This window comes from Vibrio sp. M260118 (assembly GCF_036533755.1).
Lineage (GTDB): Bacteria > Pseudomonadota > Gammaproteobacteria > Enterobacterales > Vibrionaceae > Vibrio.
This window is the reverse complement of record NZ_JATABG010000054.1, coordinates 1-13,058: the sequence shown is the minus strand read 5'-3', so window position 1 is coordinate 13,058 and position 13,058 is coordinate 1. Positions and strand designations below refer to the sequence as shown.

Here is a 13,058-nt window from a genome sequence, read left to right as displayed (position 1 = left end):
CAATACCCGTACCGCAACTTTTTTGCGACGAGCAGCTGCTGCAGCTAGTTTGCTGCTCACAGCTAAGCTCTACATCGAAGCCGGAAGATACGGGTGTCACTGCAGACACTGTCGCCAACGCAGTAATCATTGGGTTTTAGTCTCACTGGCTTTAAACGTCACAGATTGAGCGATGCGTTTCGCCGTTGCTGGCGGAATATCACCAATCACTGAGATTTCACGATCGCCACGGACAAAACTGTGTAAGGTACGACGACCTTGACGCACAAGCTGTCCCTTCAGTGACAAGTTATCACTCTCAGACACATAAACCGAGAAGCTAAACAGCCCATCACTGTACATTTGACTTTCGACCATGCGATCAGTGTTGTTCATACGGTAGCGGTTGAGCTCTTTCGGTTCAAAGCCATTCGGGATCCAACCAACCGTCCAAAACGGATTAGTGATTTGTCCTTTTGGTAACGAAATCACTTCAGGCAGCTTCACTTCACTCAAGCCCCCCAAAATATTAGCCACTCGATCGTTAACACTGTAAGAGATCGTTCGATACTGTTCTAACACCTCACCGTCACGATCAACAAGATCGGCTCTTAAAGGCAGCTTGCTGTTCTCATCAACCCACAGCACATAGGAGTATCGCTGACCATCTTTCGGCACAATTCGTAGCACCTGACATGCAGCGCCTGCTTCACGTGCACGACCAAGCTGAATGTAGTCGTAAAAATCACTCAGTTGTTCTACGTCGGAATTAAGCAAAGGGATGGTCGGTGCAACCATATTGCCAGAACGAATGGTAAAAGGATCGACACCGGGTTCGATGTAACTCACTTCGTCACCACGACGAATCACTTCGCGCAAAGGGCCGCTAAGATAGACAAGGTGAGCAAGTTGTTGCTCCTCCGCCCTCGCATGGCGATAAAGCAAAGGTTCAATACTGTTTTTCTTTATCAGTATGTAAGACAGTTCGTAACTAAGTTGCTGACTAGCCTCGTTCATTTGATGCAACAAAGCCTCTGCAGCGTTTTCTTCTGCAAAGGCTATTGGTGTATTCAAACTGAACAGTGTCAGCGCACTGATCAGAATTTTCTTCATTCAACTACCGTTTCAGGATTATCGCTGTACTCAATGTTTTTTTCACTGTTTAAGCGTAGTTGTAATTCGTAGTCTTGTAACATCGCATTAATTCGGCGATGTTGCTCTTGTACATTAACTTCATTCGCCTGTTTTTCTACAGACGAGCGAGTCAAACTCACAGGTTCAGCACTACCAGAGAATGGAATAGTCTGTAGAACAGGTAGTGTCTCTGTCTCAGGGGCTACGGTAGAATCGCTGCCACCGTATTGCTGAACACCTAAAATCACGGCTAATGATACACAAGCAGCCATGGCCACTTGTCCAAACTGATTTAACCAAGCAGGTAATTGACGACGAGCTTGTGATGGTGTTGGTTGAGAATCGACAACTCGATGCTCTTCTAACTTAGTCACCACAGAATGCGCAGGCTCATTGTCTAGTGCTAGGGCTACACTTTCAGCGATGTTCCACTCCGGCTTTTCAGGAGCTTCTCCTCGCATTACATCACCAATCAGGTGGTAATTCTGCCAAGCCTGTAGGCTTTCTTGGTCTTTCTCTAATTCAGAAATTAGAGCTTTATCAACCAACTCTCCATCCATGAGTGCTGAAAGTTTTTCTTTGTCAGCCATTATTTTCACCATTAATGTTACAGGTCTAGCGTTGTACTAGCGGTTGAATTTTCTTTTCAACAGCTTCACGAGCACGGAAGATACGCGAACGTACCGTCCCTACAGGGCAATCCATAACCGCTGCAATTTCTTCGTAGCTTAAGCCATCGAGCTCGCGCAACGTCATCGCGGTCTTTAAGTCATCAGGCAGTGCTTCGATTGCACTGAAAACAACACGTTTCAATTCATTGGACAACGTTAAGTTCTCAGGGTTCGAAATTTCTTTTAATGCACTTCCTGTTTCGTAATATTCAGCATCTTCAGTATCTACATCTTGTGCTGGAGGTCTTCTTCCTTGGGCAACAAGGTGGTTTTTTGCAGTATTAACGGCAATCCGATATAACCAAGTATAGAAGGCACTTTCACCACGGAAGCTTGGTATCGCTCGGTACGCCTTTATAAATGCCTCTTGTGCTACATCGGGAACATCACCAGGATTATTCACATAGCGAGAAATAAGGTTACAGACTTTATTTTGGTACTTAGTTACCAACAAATTGAATGCTTGCTTATCCCCATTCTGAACTCGCTCAATTAATACTTGATCGGTCAGTTGCTCGTTCATTCGAGCGGGTACTCCTATCGTTATTAACTCTTATCTTCTCAGACATGAGCATTAATTATGCAAAATGTAGTCTTGACACCACTGCTTACTAGAGCACTATTGAGACCTAGCGAATAAATATAAGTTCAAAAAATCTTCAAACTATTTTTTATACAGTGAGATAGCAGCCTACGTCTTGTTTCAGATTGTGAAGTTCAAGATAGAGAAAAGCAATGCTCTTTACGAAGAATTGCATTTATGCAAAGCCACTCACATAGTGGTACTATTGCAGTTTGACTCTTTCATTTTTTGAGTCGAGATAGCAATTCAGTGGAATTTTTTAGAGCGGGATCGCTCTGTTACCGTGCCAAGCTAGCCTTAATGGTTATCAGGATGAAAGGGGCATAGGTACAAATTAACTCGGGAATTTAAAAGTTTTATGAACGCAAACCGTGAACATCAGTGTGATGTGTTAGTGGTGGGCAGTGGCGCGGCAGGACTATCGCTAGCGTTACGCGTCGCAGAGTACGGTAAGGTCATCGTACTAAGTAAAGGACCTCGTAGCGAAGGAGCAACCTACTATGCTCAAGGCGGGATCGCTGCGGTATTTGATGAATCAGACAGCATTGAATCTCATGTCCAGGATACCTTAATCGCTGGCGGTGGGATTTGTGAACAAGATACGGTCGAGTTCATTGCGAAAAACGCCAAAGAGTGTGTTCAGTGGTTAATCGACGGCGGTGTACCGTTTGACCGCGAAGAGGATGACAGTGACGAAGCGCCTCGCTATCACTTAACTCGCGAAGGTGGTCACAGCCACCGCCGAATTTTGCACGCGGCTGATGCAACAGGCATGGCGATGCAAACCTCCCTACAAGACAATGTTCATAATCACCCCAACATTACCGTTTTAGAGCGTCACAACGCACTTGATCTAATTACCGAAGATAAAGTCGGCGGCGATGAAAATAAAATCGTTGGCGCATACATCTGGAACCGCAATCAAGAACATGTTGAAACGGTGAGAGCTAAGTTTGTTGTGTTAGCCACTGGCGGCGCATCTAAAGTGTATCAATACACATCCAACCCGGATGTTTCATCGGGAGATGGTATTGCAATGGCATGGCGTGCTGGGTGTCGAGTGGCTAACCTTGAGTTCAACCAATTCCACCCAACGTGTTTATATCACCCAGAAGCGCGTAACTTCCTTTTGACCGAAGCCCTTCGTGGTGAAGGCGCTTTCTTACGTCGTCCTGATGGCTCTCGCTTTATGCCCGATTTCGACGAACGCGAAGAGCTTGCTCCTCGTGATGTGGTTGCACGCGCTATCGACTTCGAAATGAAGCGACTTGGTGCTGATTGCATGTACCTAGATATCAGCCATAAACCTGCCGATTTTATCGAGAAGCACTTCCCGACTATCAATATGCGTTTGCTTGATCTTGGCATCGACATGACCAAAGAGCCAATACCTGTCGTTCCTGCTGCGCACTATACTTGTGGCGGCGTCATGGTGGATCAGACAGGTCAAACCGATCTTTCTCAACTGTACGCAATTGGCGAAGTGAGCTACACAGGTTTACACGGTGCCAACCGCATGGCGTCGAACTCGCTATTAGAATGTGTGGTATACGCATGGGCAGCAGCCAACGATATTATTGCTAACCTCGGCGAAGCAACCTTACCACCCACTCTTCCTGCTTGGGATGAAAGCCAAGTTAGCTGTTCTGATGAAGAGGTCGTGATCCAACATAACTGGCATGAATTACGTCTATTTATGTGGGACTACATGGGCATAGTAAGAACCGATAAGCGTCTAGAGCGTGCATTGCGCCGCATCCAACTACTACAGCAAGAAACCCACGAGTATTACAGTAATTTCAAAGTATCGAATAACCTTCTAGAGTTACGTAACCTACTCCAAGTAGCTGAGCTTATGGTTCGTTGTGCAATGGAACGAAAAGAGAGCCGAGGCTTACACTACACGCTCGATTACCCTGAACTTGCTGAAGACAGTGGGCCAACGATTCTACTGCCAGAGAAACAAAAATAATCTAGGGGGGGCTCAATGCTCCCCTTTTAACATCACCACTAAATGTCGGTAACTCGCTTCCGACAGACTATCGCGCCAAATCAAAGTTCGCTGACCACCTTCTCGCTGTATAAGCAGCACAAACGCCATACCAAGATAGTTAACTGTTTCGATTCGATGCTCTGCACCATTAGCGAATTTGTAACTGCAAGCCGTGAACTCTACATCACCACGCAGAGGTGCCGGCAGTATCTCTTTGTCTACAGCTAGCTTAGCTAAAATAGAAAGCAAAATGATGCTCGGGGCGAGTGGGATATCTGACAGGACAATAATAAAAATGACCAGCATCAAGAGCATGACGCTGGCCATTGTAGAAGTGTTAGAGTGACGAAAATTGAGCCTAACGGACTTTACTGAGGTTATGCGCGACAATTTTATCAACCATAGACGCATGACCTAAGTTCTCACTACGGCCATGACCCATTATCCAAGTAAACAGATCTGGGTCGTCACACTCTAGCAGCGACACAAAATCTTTTTGTTCGTTCTCTTGTAGGGCTTCAAAACATTCCTCAAAAAAAGGCATGATAACGACGTCAAGCTCTAGCATTCCTCGACGACATGCCCATTTAATACGCGCTTTTTCTTCTGCGGTATACATTTTAGTTCCTCACCTAATCGGTTGTTTGCGCCGAGTGTAACAAGCAAATTCGCATACAACTAGTGCGCCAGTCACACTCCCGAGCAAGGTCATGGTTTAGACAATTCTCCCATCAACTAATCGCCCACTATTCTAAAGGTTGTTTCCCAGTGGGAATCAGCGCTAACATACACTGATTCAGATTCGATTAGGTGATGTTCATGGACTGGCAAAAAGAGTTCGCTCCACTACAACTGGCTTCCAACGAGGCGCTTCCTCCTCTTTCAATTGCACTACTTCCATCATGGAGTGCAATCACAATGGTTGGAGACGACAAAAAGTCATACCTACAAGGCCAAGTGACTTGTGATGTTGTTACCCTTGACGAACACGCGTCTACCTTCGGTGCACACTGTGACGCTAAAGGAAAAGTATGGAGCGTATTTCGCTTATTCCATCACAATGGTGGTTATGCCATGGTTCAACCCGCATCCATCATAGAGAAAGAGCTTGCTGAACTGAAAAAGTACGCGATTTTCTCAAAGGTAGAGATAACTCAAACTGAAGATGTTGTACTTGGATTAGTCGGTGCTGAAGCAACTGCATTTATCGAAACTCTTTCATCTGAGGGTGGTGATGTACGTGCTATTCAAGGTGGCACAGCGGTGAAAGTTGATGAGCAACGTTGGCTACTATTGATGGCCCAAACTGACGCAGAACAGCTAGTGAGTGCGAGCCAAGCGCAAAAGGTATCGGAAGAACTTTGGACCTTACAAGACATTCAAGCCGGGCTACCTGTTCTTAATGCTGAGCAGCAAAATGAGCACATCCCTCAAGCTCTAAACCTGCAAGCTCTTGGTGGCATCAATTTCACTAAAGGCTGTTATACCGGACAAGAGACGGTTGCTAGAGCTAAATACCGTGGCATCAACAAGCGCGCGCTATTTATCGTTCAAGGCGAAGCCGATACAGAAGTGGAAGCCAATGCGGAGTTAGAGCGCGCTGTAGGAGACAACTGGCGCGGGGCGGGTAAAGTTCTCACTAGCTACCGCTACAGTGACGGAAAAGCTCTGGCATTAGTTGTGTTGCCAAACAACCTAGAATCAGACACTCAACTGCGTCTTAAAGATCAACCTGACAACTTATGGACTTTTGCCGCTCTTCCATACTCGCTAGAAGATAATGACTGATCCTATCTCTACTCATATCACACAATATCTCGAGTCCCAGCAGGTGAGCTTTCGCCTGCTGCCTCACCAGACGCCTGCAACCACGATTGAAGATGCAGCGCAACAACGAGGGATTAGACCTGAGCAAATGGTTAAATCCATCGTGCTACGCGATATGAGCAACCGTTATGCGATTGCCTGTGCTCCAGGAAACCAGGCCGTTGACCCAAAGAAAGTTCGTGCGCTGCTAGATTGGCGCCGAATGACCTGTGTTTCGATGCAAGATGTGGCTAGCCTGACAGGGTACAAAATTGGCACTGTTGTTCCTCTACTACTTCGAACACCTATGACCATCATATTTGACGATCAACTTTTAACTGAACCTGAAGTAACGATCAGCAGTGGCTCGAATATGGCTGGTGTCGCACTAAGCTGCCACGACCTCGTTCAACTCTGCCAACCTATTATAGGCAGTATCTGTCGAGATTAGGCCGCCACCTACCCATTAATGGGTAGGTAGCTAGACAGTCTTTTGCAATCGATTACATTAAAAGATCGACACACTTCTCATCATTGCGTATTTTTGTGTAAATTTTTATTCATTTTAAAGGCATAAGTAGTCACGAGTGCTTTTTTGAAGTATTCTGCCTGCGTTGGTTAAAGTTCGCTTGGTTGTCGTTTTTGGCCGAGTGGCGCTGCCTTTATCGAGTTGGTATGTGGCTCAAAAGGTATGTAAATCCTTCTCCAACTAAAAAAGTGAATCCACTGATTGTTTCAGGACATCCACTTTTTGTGTAATGCATCTGTGACTATTCGCCCGCATTTTGAGCGGGCTTTTTTTTTGCTCTTAATTTACAAATAATTTACATCCAATCCTAAAGTTAAACTATTCTTAAAACTGTCATAAAGATTAGCTTTAATATGCATCATTCGAAGATTGAGCCGAGTTCTTACTACAGAACATAAATGAGGTAATTATCACAATAAATTGGATATTTATCCGTATTTTTGCCAAGAGAGGCACAAATATCCAATTGGACTGGTTTTATCTACATTTTCCACCATAACAATCACAATTTTCACGGTGGGAAAAACGTATAATTTGCAGTGCTTGCTAAAGATAAGGATTACTGTATGAGACTGTTTAAGCGCTATACACCAAGTATGATTGCTAAACATATTAGTCGACTTTTTAAGGGAAGAATTTACATCAACGGGGTTGGGAAATTTGAGTTTGATAACGGCAAGCTAATGTTGCCTGAGAAAGCTGAACGCAGGCATTTTCAAGCGGTGAAGGAGATTAACCAAGAAGTGATGAAACTTCGCTGCGCATACGCTTAACTGATTTAGAAAAGGGTTGGCAGTGCCAACCCTTTTTTATGTGAACTGTTTTTATAAATTATTATTCACACTGCACCTATAAGGTTTTCGATATATCTCGACTTCGTAGCGCCAGCTTAGGTAAATTCCCTTTCAAACCAAGCGCTCGCTTCATTATCTCATCTTTCGCGCCCGGAAGTTGGCCTGCGATTTTCATCCCGATGCCTCGAATTAGTTTCTTCGCTGGGTTACTGCCTTCAAATAGGTCTTTGAATCCTTGCATCGCTGCGATCATTTTCGCCGCTTCGGACTTACGCCAGCGCTCATAGCTACGCAAGTTGCGCTTACTACCAATATCTTCCCCAGCTTGCCATAACTCAATGACTTCTTGGGCTAAGCTAGCCGCATCGAGCAAGCCAAGGTTCACGCCCTGCCCTGCCAAAGGGTGGATTGTATGCGCCGCATCACCAACTAGAGCAACGCGCTCTGTCACGAAGTCTCGCGCATAACGCATTTTCAATGGGAAAGCGAAACGCTCACCCTCAACCGTGCATAACCCAAGGCGATTATCGAATTCGGCGGTTAACACCTTATTGAACTCACCAGGAGATAAGCTAATAAGACGTTCCGCTCGGCTAGGATCAGTCGACCAAACAATAGAGCTTAGGTTGCCTTCACCCAATGGCAAGAAAGCCAATGGCCCTTGTGGGGTGAAAATCTGTCTTGCTACCCGCAGGTGCTGTTCTTGCGTACGAACGTTAGCAACAATCGCACTATGACCGTAATCCCAGTGAGTTAATGGGATCTCTTGCTGTTTACGAACCCACGAATTAGCTCCATCAGCACCTACGACTAATTTCGCAGTCAGCGCTTGGCCGCTTTCCAAGGTGAGCCAAGCTTCACTCTCACCAACAGCCATGGAAGTGCACTTCTCTGGCATAAACAGAGTCACGTTGCTTTGCTGTTTCACTTGGTCAAGCAGTGCAAGTTGAATAACCCGGTTTTCAACAATATGTCCGAGATCGGGCTGAGCAAGCTGCTGCGCTTCAAACTCAATTCGAGCAAAGCTATCTTGTTCCCACACTTCCATCGCCTGATAAGGGGCAGCTCTTCGCTCAACGATGCCTTGCCAGGCACCTAAGTTTCTTAGTACAGCTTCACTAGAACGACTTAACGCGGAAACTCGCACATCAGGCAAGTCATTTAATTCACTATCAGGGGCACGACTTTCAATCACAGCAATACGCAGCTCAGTATCCTTGAAAGCCGCAGCAAGCGCTAAACCTACCATTCCACCACCAACAATGGCGATATCTACACTTTGCATCATATTTTGTATCCTTTTCAGCGCCTCTAACGAGCCACTAAACCTAATGTTCTCTTTAACAAAGGGCTTTTGAGAGCGGGCACATTATCCATACCAAACAGACCGAGATTACGTCCAATACGCAATGATAGGTAGTCATTAGAAAAGATGTGCACTAGGGAAGAGGTCATCATTATCGTTGCATCTCGATCTTCCCGACGTGAATTTTTAAACTGCTTCAAAGCTCGATAGCAGCCTGGATCATCACCAGCTGTAGCAATGCACTCTGCTAAAGTAGCGACGTCACGAATCCCCAAATTAAAACCTTGCCCAGCAATAGGGTGCAATGTTTGCGCGGCATTACCAACAATGGCAAATCGGTGAGAAACATTCTGCTTTCTATAGCGCAGCAGCAGTGGGTAGCTTGCACGTTGCCCCACTTTCTCTAGTTTACCCAATCGCCAACCAAAAGCGTGTTGCAACTCTGAGAGGAACTGGTCGTCGTTGTATTCAATCACCTGCTGTGCCTGTTCCGGCTTTAAACACCAAACTAAAGACATACGTCCTTGCGACATTGGCAACAAGGCCACAGGGCCAGACTGCGTAAAACGCTCAAATGCACGTCCATTATGTGGTACTTGCGTAGTGATATTGGCGATCACTGCGACTTGTTCAAAATCGTGTTCATTGAGCTCGATACCAATTTGATGACAGCAAGTAGAAACGGCACCATCTGCCGCTACCAATAACTTACCTTCAACACGCTCACCACTACTAAGTTTAAGCTTTACCGAGTGTTCACTGCGCTGAACCTGCTCTACTGCACTATTGAGTAAAGTAATGTTGGCATCTTGCTGAACTTGTTGATGGTAGATGCGACCAACATCAGCGAGCTCAACGACATAACCCAAAGCTTCAACACCAGCTTCATCAGTAGAGATGTCGGTCATTCCAGCATGAGAGCGATCCGAAACATGGATGTGTTCAATCGGAGTAGCAACCTTTGCAATCTCATGCCACAGGCCAAATTTCTTCAGTATTGATACGGTGCCGTAAGAGAGTGCAATCGAGCGGGAGTCAAATCCAGGATGCTGGCCGTGATCAGCCTGAAAAGGCTCAATCACAGCAATAGACATTGGTTTTGGCGCTAATTTATTGATTGCTAATGCCAGTGTCATACCTGCCATTGCACCACCAGCAATCACCACATCAAACTGATTCATGCTCACCTCGACTAGTGAATGGTTGGAGCTTTCTGTGGCTCAGGGCTTCTTTGCCCAAACTCAGCGTGAATAGTGAGCGCGCAAGCTTTGATATGTTCAATAACCTGCTCTAACAACTGAGCTTGCTCTTCTAAGTCGTCATCTTCATCAATGCCAAGCTTGGCAATCTCTTCTAGATCCGCCAGTGCTTCTTTAACATCAGTCGATGCTTTTTTAAGCTCAGCGCCAACGAGTCCTAAGCCAGAAATAAAGTGGTTAACCCAGTCAGCAACGCCATCAGCAATATCAAACAGAGAAGCGCTTGCTTCCTCATCAGGTAGAAGAATATCAAGCTCCATACCAGAGCCCGTCAGTTCTGCAATGGTCGCATCTAAGCTTGCTTCAGCCAGTTGCAACGCTTTAGTTGGCCACCCCATGCCTTCACTAACATAGTCAAAAATCAGTGGCTGCCAGCTCTTATCGGTCAAACTCAAACCACCACTTAACATGCCCGTCAGCAATCCATGTAGCTCGGCAGGGTTCACCGCCAGTCCTGCAGACTGAAGTTCACTCGCGAATGTGAGGTAATCAGGTAGTTTTTTATCACTCATTGGTATGACCTAACTCAATCAAATAATCTCAATCGTATCACTTACCACCACAAGCGAAAACGAGCGATTAGCATTTGTGGGCAGCTTTTGCACAAATTGCCCAATTACTGTGTCATTACGCCCTGATTTAGTTATCGCTGATTTGAAAAGCTTGAATCTTAATGGGTGTTTTTCTATAGTTTCTTCCTCGGTGATTATCTGCTTTATCACCTTAGACAACAGATATAGAGTCGATATGAGTAATCAAGCAGTGGAAGTTGAAATCTTAGGTAAGCTCACTCGGGTAAATTGTCCGTCAGGGCAAGAGGAGTCATTAATAAAAGCCGCTGCGCGTCTTGAAGAACGTCTGCAAGATATGTCAGCAAAGACTAAGATTACAAATGAAGTCCAGCTATTGACCTTTGTTGCGCTAAACTTTTGTCATGAGCTAGAAGCTCGAGATAATAGTGAAAAGCAAGAGCAAGATGCCTTATCAGAGCGAATGGAACTGCTTTCGGCATCACTAGACAATGCTATTAGTAAAGTTAAGCCAGGACAGCACTAAACCTTTACACCGTCAAGAATTTACCCTGGAGTGTGCGTTAGGGGATTAAGTCCCTGAGCCGATAAGCAATACCTAAGGGTTAGTACTTGGTAGCTATTGAGCAAGCTCGGCTTGTACCGAGAAGCCTACGGTTATCTCTGCTGATCCGCCTTGAACCAGCTGGTTCAAGGGTCCATTTCTCCAACGGCACTCTGGGGTATCCTTACAACGATACCCTGCAACAACGGGTAACTTGATGACACTTTCCAGACAAGACTTCCGCACCAGCATCCGCCAAAAACGCAATCAACTCAGCAGTGATACTCAACATTTAGCCGGGCTAGATTTAATCACGCAAACGTCAAAGCTAGCAGAGTTTCGACAAGCGCAGCATATCGCTTTGTATCTGACCACGGATGGCGAGTTAGAAACTATGCCACTGATCGAGTCACTGTGGAAACAAGGGAAAAAGACCTACCTTCCAGTTATTCACCCCTTCTCAAAAGGTCATCTGCTTTTTCTCCACTATCACTCATCGACACCAATGGTGTTAAATCGCTACTCGATACCTGAACCTAAGCTCGACCAAACTCAGATTATTCCCGTCTCATCGTTAGATATTATCTGCACGCCACTGGTCGGCTTTGACTCAAGTGGGCACCGACTTGGTATGGGGGGCGGTTACTACGACCGTACCTTAGAACCCTGGTTCAAAACAGGGAAAGGCCCAATGCCAATTGGCCTTGCCCATGACTGCCAGCATGTAGAATCACTACCAATAGAAGAGTGGGACGTACCACTGCCTAAAATTGTGACTCCAAGCAAGATCTGGCAATGGGATTAACCCACACCAATAGAATCAATGAGCATCACTTCAAGTCTCGCTAGGATAAAGCTATAATCGCGCCGCAATCGATTTTACTACCGCCTTAGGAGATGAGCATGACTCAAGATGAAATGAAGAAAGAAGCTGGTTGGGCAGCACTAAAGTATGTTGAAAAAGACAGCATTGTCGGTGTTGGTACAGGTTCAACAGTCAATCACTTCATCGACGCACTCGCTACAATGAAAGATGACATTAAAGGTGCGGTATCAAGCTCTGAAGCATCTACTGAAAAACTAAAAGGTCTTGGGATTGACGTGTTTGACTGTAACGAAGTCGATAAGCTAGACATCTATGTTGACGGTGCAGATGAGATCAACCCTGCTCGCGATATGATTAAAGGTGGTGGTGCTGCTCTTACACGCGAGAAGATCGTCGCCGCTATTTCTGAGAAATTCGTCTGTATCGTAGACAACACCAAAGCGGTAGATGTACTAGGCGAGTTCCCTCTTCCAGTTGAAGTGATTCCGATGGCTCGTTCATACGTAGCTCGTGAACTGGTTAAGCTAGGTGGAGATCCTGCTTATCGCGAAGGTGTTATTACCGACAACGGCAACGTAATTCTTGATGTACACAACATGAAGATTAACGACCCGAAAGCTCTAGAAGACAAGATCAACGCAATTGCCGGCGTAGTGACTGTCGGCCTATTTGCGCACCGTGGTGCAGATGTTGTCATCACAGGTACCCCAGAAGGTGCAAAAATCGAAGAGTAAGCTCTCTTTTTTGTTATTTCATTACAAACGGTGCCTAATGGCGCCGTTTTTTCATTTTAATCTATAAAAATTATGCCTTATTCCGTAATTTTCTTACCCAAGCTGTATTTTTTTTGTTAACTTAATGGTCAGAAGACGCACAGGGAAAACGTTTGCGTGCTACACAACGTCGATAAAAACGTTTGCTTTATCTACTTTAACGAAATGTGCGCCCTTTAAGCCCAAATTTCCCCACTTTAAGGAAGAAGACAATGGCCAAAGTTTCACTGGAAAAAGAAAAAATCAAAATTCTCTTGCTTGAAGGTCTACATCCATCATCAGTAGAAGTTCTTCAAGCCGCCGGTTACACCAATATCGAATACCACAAAGG

General features: G+C 45.4%; 15 protein-coding genes, 1 other RNA gene and 2 pseudogenes. 9 read left to right on the top strand and 9 right to left on the bottom strand.

The window, feature by feature from the left end; genetic code table 11:
- The 4 genes and pseudogenes from QTO00_RS05635 to rpoE form a co-directional block, all read right to left on the bottom strand.
- Positions 1 to 130: pseudogene (locus tag QTO00_RS05635) on the bottom strand (SoxR reducing system RseC family protein); the annotation flags it as partial.
- The gene (gene rseB, locus QTO00_RS05630) at positions 127 to 1,092 is read right to left on the bottom strand and encodes a sigma-E factor regulatory protein RseB (protein WP_331423548.1); all 966 of its coding nucleotides are present in this window, start codon (positions 1,090 to 1,092) and stop codon (positions 127 to 129) included. The gene rseB and the pseudogene QTO00_RS05635, both read right to left, overlap by 4 nt.
- Positions 1,089 to 1,703 carry an RseA family anti-sigma factor gene (locus tag QTO00_RS05625; RefSeq protein WP_331423547.1) on the bottom strand — a complete coding sequence of 205 codons (615 nt, stop codon included), beginning with the start codon at positions 1,701 to 1,703 and terminating at the stop codon, positions 1,089 to 1,091. The genes rseB and QTO00_RS05625 overlap by 4 nt, the downstream gene beginning before the upstream one ends.
- Positions 1,704 to 1,728: 25 nt before the next feature.
- Positions 1,729 to 2,307 carry an RNA polymerase sigma factor RpoE gene (gene rpoE, locus QTO00_RS05620; protein ID WP_038202976.1) on the bottom strand — a complete coding sequence of 193 codons (579 nt, stop codon included), beginning with the start codon at positions 2,305 to 2,307 and terminating at the stop codon, positions 1,729 to 1,731.
- Between the two features lie 418 nt (positions 2,308 to 2,725).
- Here rpoE and nadB point away from each other — a divergent pair, with 418 nt between their 5' ends.
- The gene (gene nadB, locus QTO00_RS05615; RefSeq protein WP_331423544.1) at positions 2,726 to 4,339 is read left to right on the top strand and encodes an L-aspartate oxidase; all 1,614 of its coding nucleotides are present in this window, start codon (positions 2,726 to 2,728) and stop codon (positions 4,337 to 4,339) included.
- A gap of 12 nt (positions 4,340 to 4,351) precedes the next feature.
- Here the strand turns inward: nadB and QTO00_RS05610 are convergent, their stop codons facing one another.
- Positions 4,352 to 4,675 carry a hypothetical protein gene (locus tag QTO00_RS05610; protein WP_331423543.1) on the bottom strand — a complete coding sequence of 108 codons (324 nt, stop codon included), beginning with the start codon at positions 4,673 to 4,675 and terminating at the stop codon, positions 4,352 to 4,354.
- Positions 4,676 to 4,718: 43 nt separating this feature from the next.
- Positions 4,719 to 4,979 (bottom strand): FAD assembly factor SdhE, encoded by a 261-nt coding sequence (locus tag QTO00_RS05605; RefSeq protein ID WP_038202980.1) that lies wholly within the window; start codon positions 4,977 to 4,979, stop codon positions 4,719 to 4,721.
- 200 nt (positions 4,980 to 5,179) lie between these two features.
- Here QTO00_RS05605 and ygfZ point away from each other — a divergent pair, with 200 nt between their 5' ends.
- The 3 genes from ygfZ (at position 5,180) to QTO00_RS05590 (ending at position 7,468) form a co-directional block, all read left to right on the top strand.
- Positions 5,180 to 6,148 (top strand): tRNA-modifying protein YgfZ, encoded by a 969-nt coding sequence (ygfZ, locus tag QTO00_RS05600; RefSeq protein WP_331423541.1) that lies wholly within the window; start codon positions 5,180 to 5,182, stop codon positions 6,146 to 6,148.
- The gene (locus QTO00_RS05595; protein ID WP_331423539.1) at positions 6,141 to 6,617 is read left to right on the top strand and encodes an aminoacyl-tRNA deacylase; all 477 of its coding nucleotides are present in this window, start codon (positions 6,141 to 6,143) and stop codon (positions 6,615 to 6,617) included. Before ygfZ ends, QTO00_RS05595 begins: the two co-directional genes overlap by 8 nt.
- A 644-nt stretch (positions 6,618 to 7,261) precedes the next feature.
- Positions 7,262 to 7,468, top strand: a complete 207-nt coding sequence (locus QTO00_RS05590) for a DUF1107 domain-containing protein (RefSeq protein WP_331423536.1) — start codon at positions 7,262 to 7,264, stop codon at positions 7,466 to 7,468.
- A 76-nt stretch (positions 7,469 to 7,544) separates the two neighbouring features.
- Here QTO00_RS05590 and QTO00_RS05585 read toward each other — a convergent pair whose 3' ends face one another.
- The 3 genes from QTO00_RS05585 to QTO00_RS05575 are packed head-to-tail and all read right to left on the bottom strand — an operon-like array spanning position 7,545 to position 10,566.
- Positions 7,545 to 8,777, bottom strand: coding sequence for an FAD-dependent 2-octaprenylphenol hydroxylase (locus QTO00_RS05585; protein ID WP_331423534.1), 1,233 nt, complete (start codon positions 8,775 to 8,777; stop codon positions 7,545 to 7,547).
- 23 nt (positions 8,778 to 8,800) lie between these two features.
- On the bottom strand, positions 8,801 to 9,976 hold the full coding sequence (gene ubiH, locus QTO00_RS05580; RefSeq protein WP_331423533.1) for a 2-octaprenyl-6-methoxyphenyl hydroxylase: 1,176 nt from the start codon (positions 9,974 to 9,976) through the stop codon (positions 8,801 to 8,803).
- 11 nt (positions 9,977 to 9,987) lie between these two features.
- Positions 9,988 to 10,566 (bottom strand): YecA/YgfB family protein, encoded by a 579-nt coding sequence (locus QTO00_RS05575; protein WP_331423528.1) that lies wholly within the window; start codon positions 10,564 to 10,566, stop codon positions 9,988 to 9,990.
- A gap of 235 nt (positions 10,567 to 10,801) precedes the next feature.
- On the opposite strand from QTO00_RS05575, the gene QTO00_RS05570 reads away from it, so the two are divergent.
- The 5 genes and pseudogenes from QTO00_RS05570 to QTO00_RS05550 all read left to right on the top strand — a co-directional run.
- On the top strand, positions 10,802 to 11,110 hold the full coding sequence (locus QTO00_RS05570; protein ID WP_038203000.1) for a cell division protein ZapA: 309 nt from the start codon (positions 10,802 to 10,804) through the stop codon (positions 11,108 to 11,110).
- Between the two features lie 19 nt (positions 11,111 to 11,129).
- Positions 11,130 to 11,312: non-coding RNA, 6S RNA (gene ssrS / locus QTO00_RS05565), on the top strand.
- Positions 11,313 to 11,345: 33 nt separating this feature from the next.
- The gene (locus tag QTO00_RS05560; protein WP_331423526.1) at positions 11,346 to 11,933 is read left to right on the top strand and encodes a 5-formyltetrahydrofolate cyclo-ligase; all 588 of its coding nucleotides are present in this window, start codon (positions 11,346 to 11,348) and stop codon (positions 11,931 to 11,933) included.
- A gap of 98 nt (positions 11,934 to 12,031) precedes the next feature.
- A complete protein-coding gene (gene rpiA / locus QTO00_RS05555; RefSeq protein ID WP_038203006.1) occupies positions 12,032 to 12,688 on the top strand; it encodes a ribose-5-phosphate isomerase RpiA in 657 nt (218 codons plus the stop codon).
- Between the two features lie 251 nt (positions 12,689 to 12,939).
- A pseudogene (locus tag QTO00_RS05550) lies at positions 12,940 to 13,058 on the top strand (phosphoglycerate dehydrogenase); the annotation flags it as partial.

Bases quoted from the DNA above. Each gene is read 5' to 3' on its own strand.
- QTO00_RS05610 (WP_331423543.1), bottom strand. From the start codon at position 4,675: ATGCTCTTGATGCTGGTCATTTTTATTATTGTCCTGTCAGATATCCCA.
- nadB (WP_331423544.1), top strand. From the start codon at position 2,726: ATGAACGCAAACCGTGAACATCAGTGTGATGTGTTAGTGGTGGGCAGT.
- QTO00_RS05605 (WP_038202980.1), bottom strand. From the start codon at position 4,979: ATGTATACCGCAGAAGAAAAAGCGCGTATTAAATGGGCATGTCGTCGA.
- ygfZ (WP_331423541.1), top strand. From the start codon at position 5,180: ATGGACTGGCAAAAAGAGTTCGCTCCACTACAACTGGCTTCCAACGAG.
- QTO00_RS05570 (WP_038203000.1), top strand. From the start codon at position 10,802: ATGAGTAATCAAGCAGTGGAAGTTGAAATCTTAGGTAAGCTCACTCGG.
- rseB (WP_331423548.1), bottom strand. From the start codon at position 1,092: ATGAAGAAAATTCTGATCAGTGCGCTGACACTGTTCAGTTTGAATACA.
- rpiA (WP_038203006.1), top strand. From the start codon at position 12,032: ATGACTCAAGATGAAATGAAGAAAGAAGCTGGTTGGGCAGCACTAAAG.
- QTO00_RS05595 (WP_331423539.1), top strand. From the start codon at position 6,141: ATGACTGATCCTATCTCTACTCATATCACACAATATCTCGAGTCCCAG.
- QTO00_RS05585 (WP_331423534.1), bottom strand. From the start codon at position 8,777: ATGATGCAAAGTGTAGATATCGCCATTGTTGGTGGTGGAATGGTAGGT.
- QTO00_RS05590 (WP_331423536.1), top strand. From the start codon at position 7,262: ATGAGACTGTTTAAGCGCTATACACCAAGTATGATTGCTAAACATATT.
- ubiH (WP_331423533.1), bottom strand. From the start codon at position 9,976: ATGAATCAGTTTGATGTGGTGATTGCTGGTGGTGCAATGGCAGGTATG.
- QTO00_RS05625 (WP_331423547.1), bottom strand. From the start codon at position 1,703: ATGGCTGACAAAGAAAAACTTTCAGCACTCATGGATGGAGAGTTGGTT.
- QTO00_RS05575 (WP_331423528.1), bottom strand. From the start codon at position 10,566: ATGAGTGATAAAAAACTACCTGATTACCTCACATTCGCGAGTGAACTT.
- QTO00_RS05560 (WP_331423526.1), top strand. From the start codon at position 11,346: ATGACACTTTCCAGACAAGACTTCCGCACCAGCATCCGCCAAAAACGC.
- rpoE (WP_038202976.1), bottom strand. From the start codon at position 2,307: ATGAACGAGCAACTGACCGATCAAGTATTAATTGAGCGAGTTCAGAAT.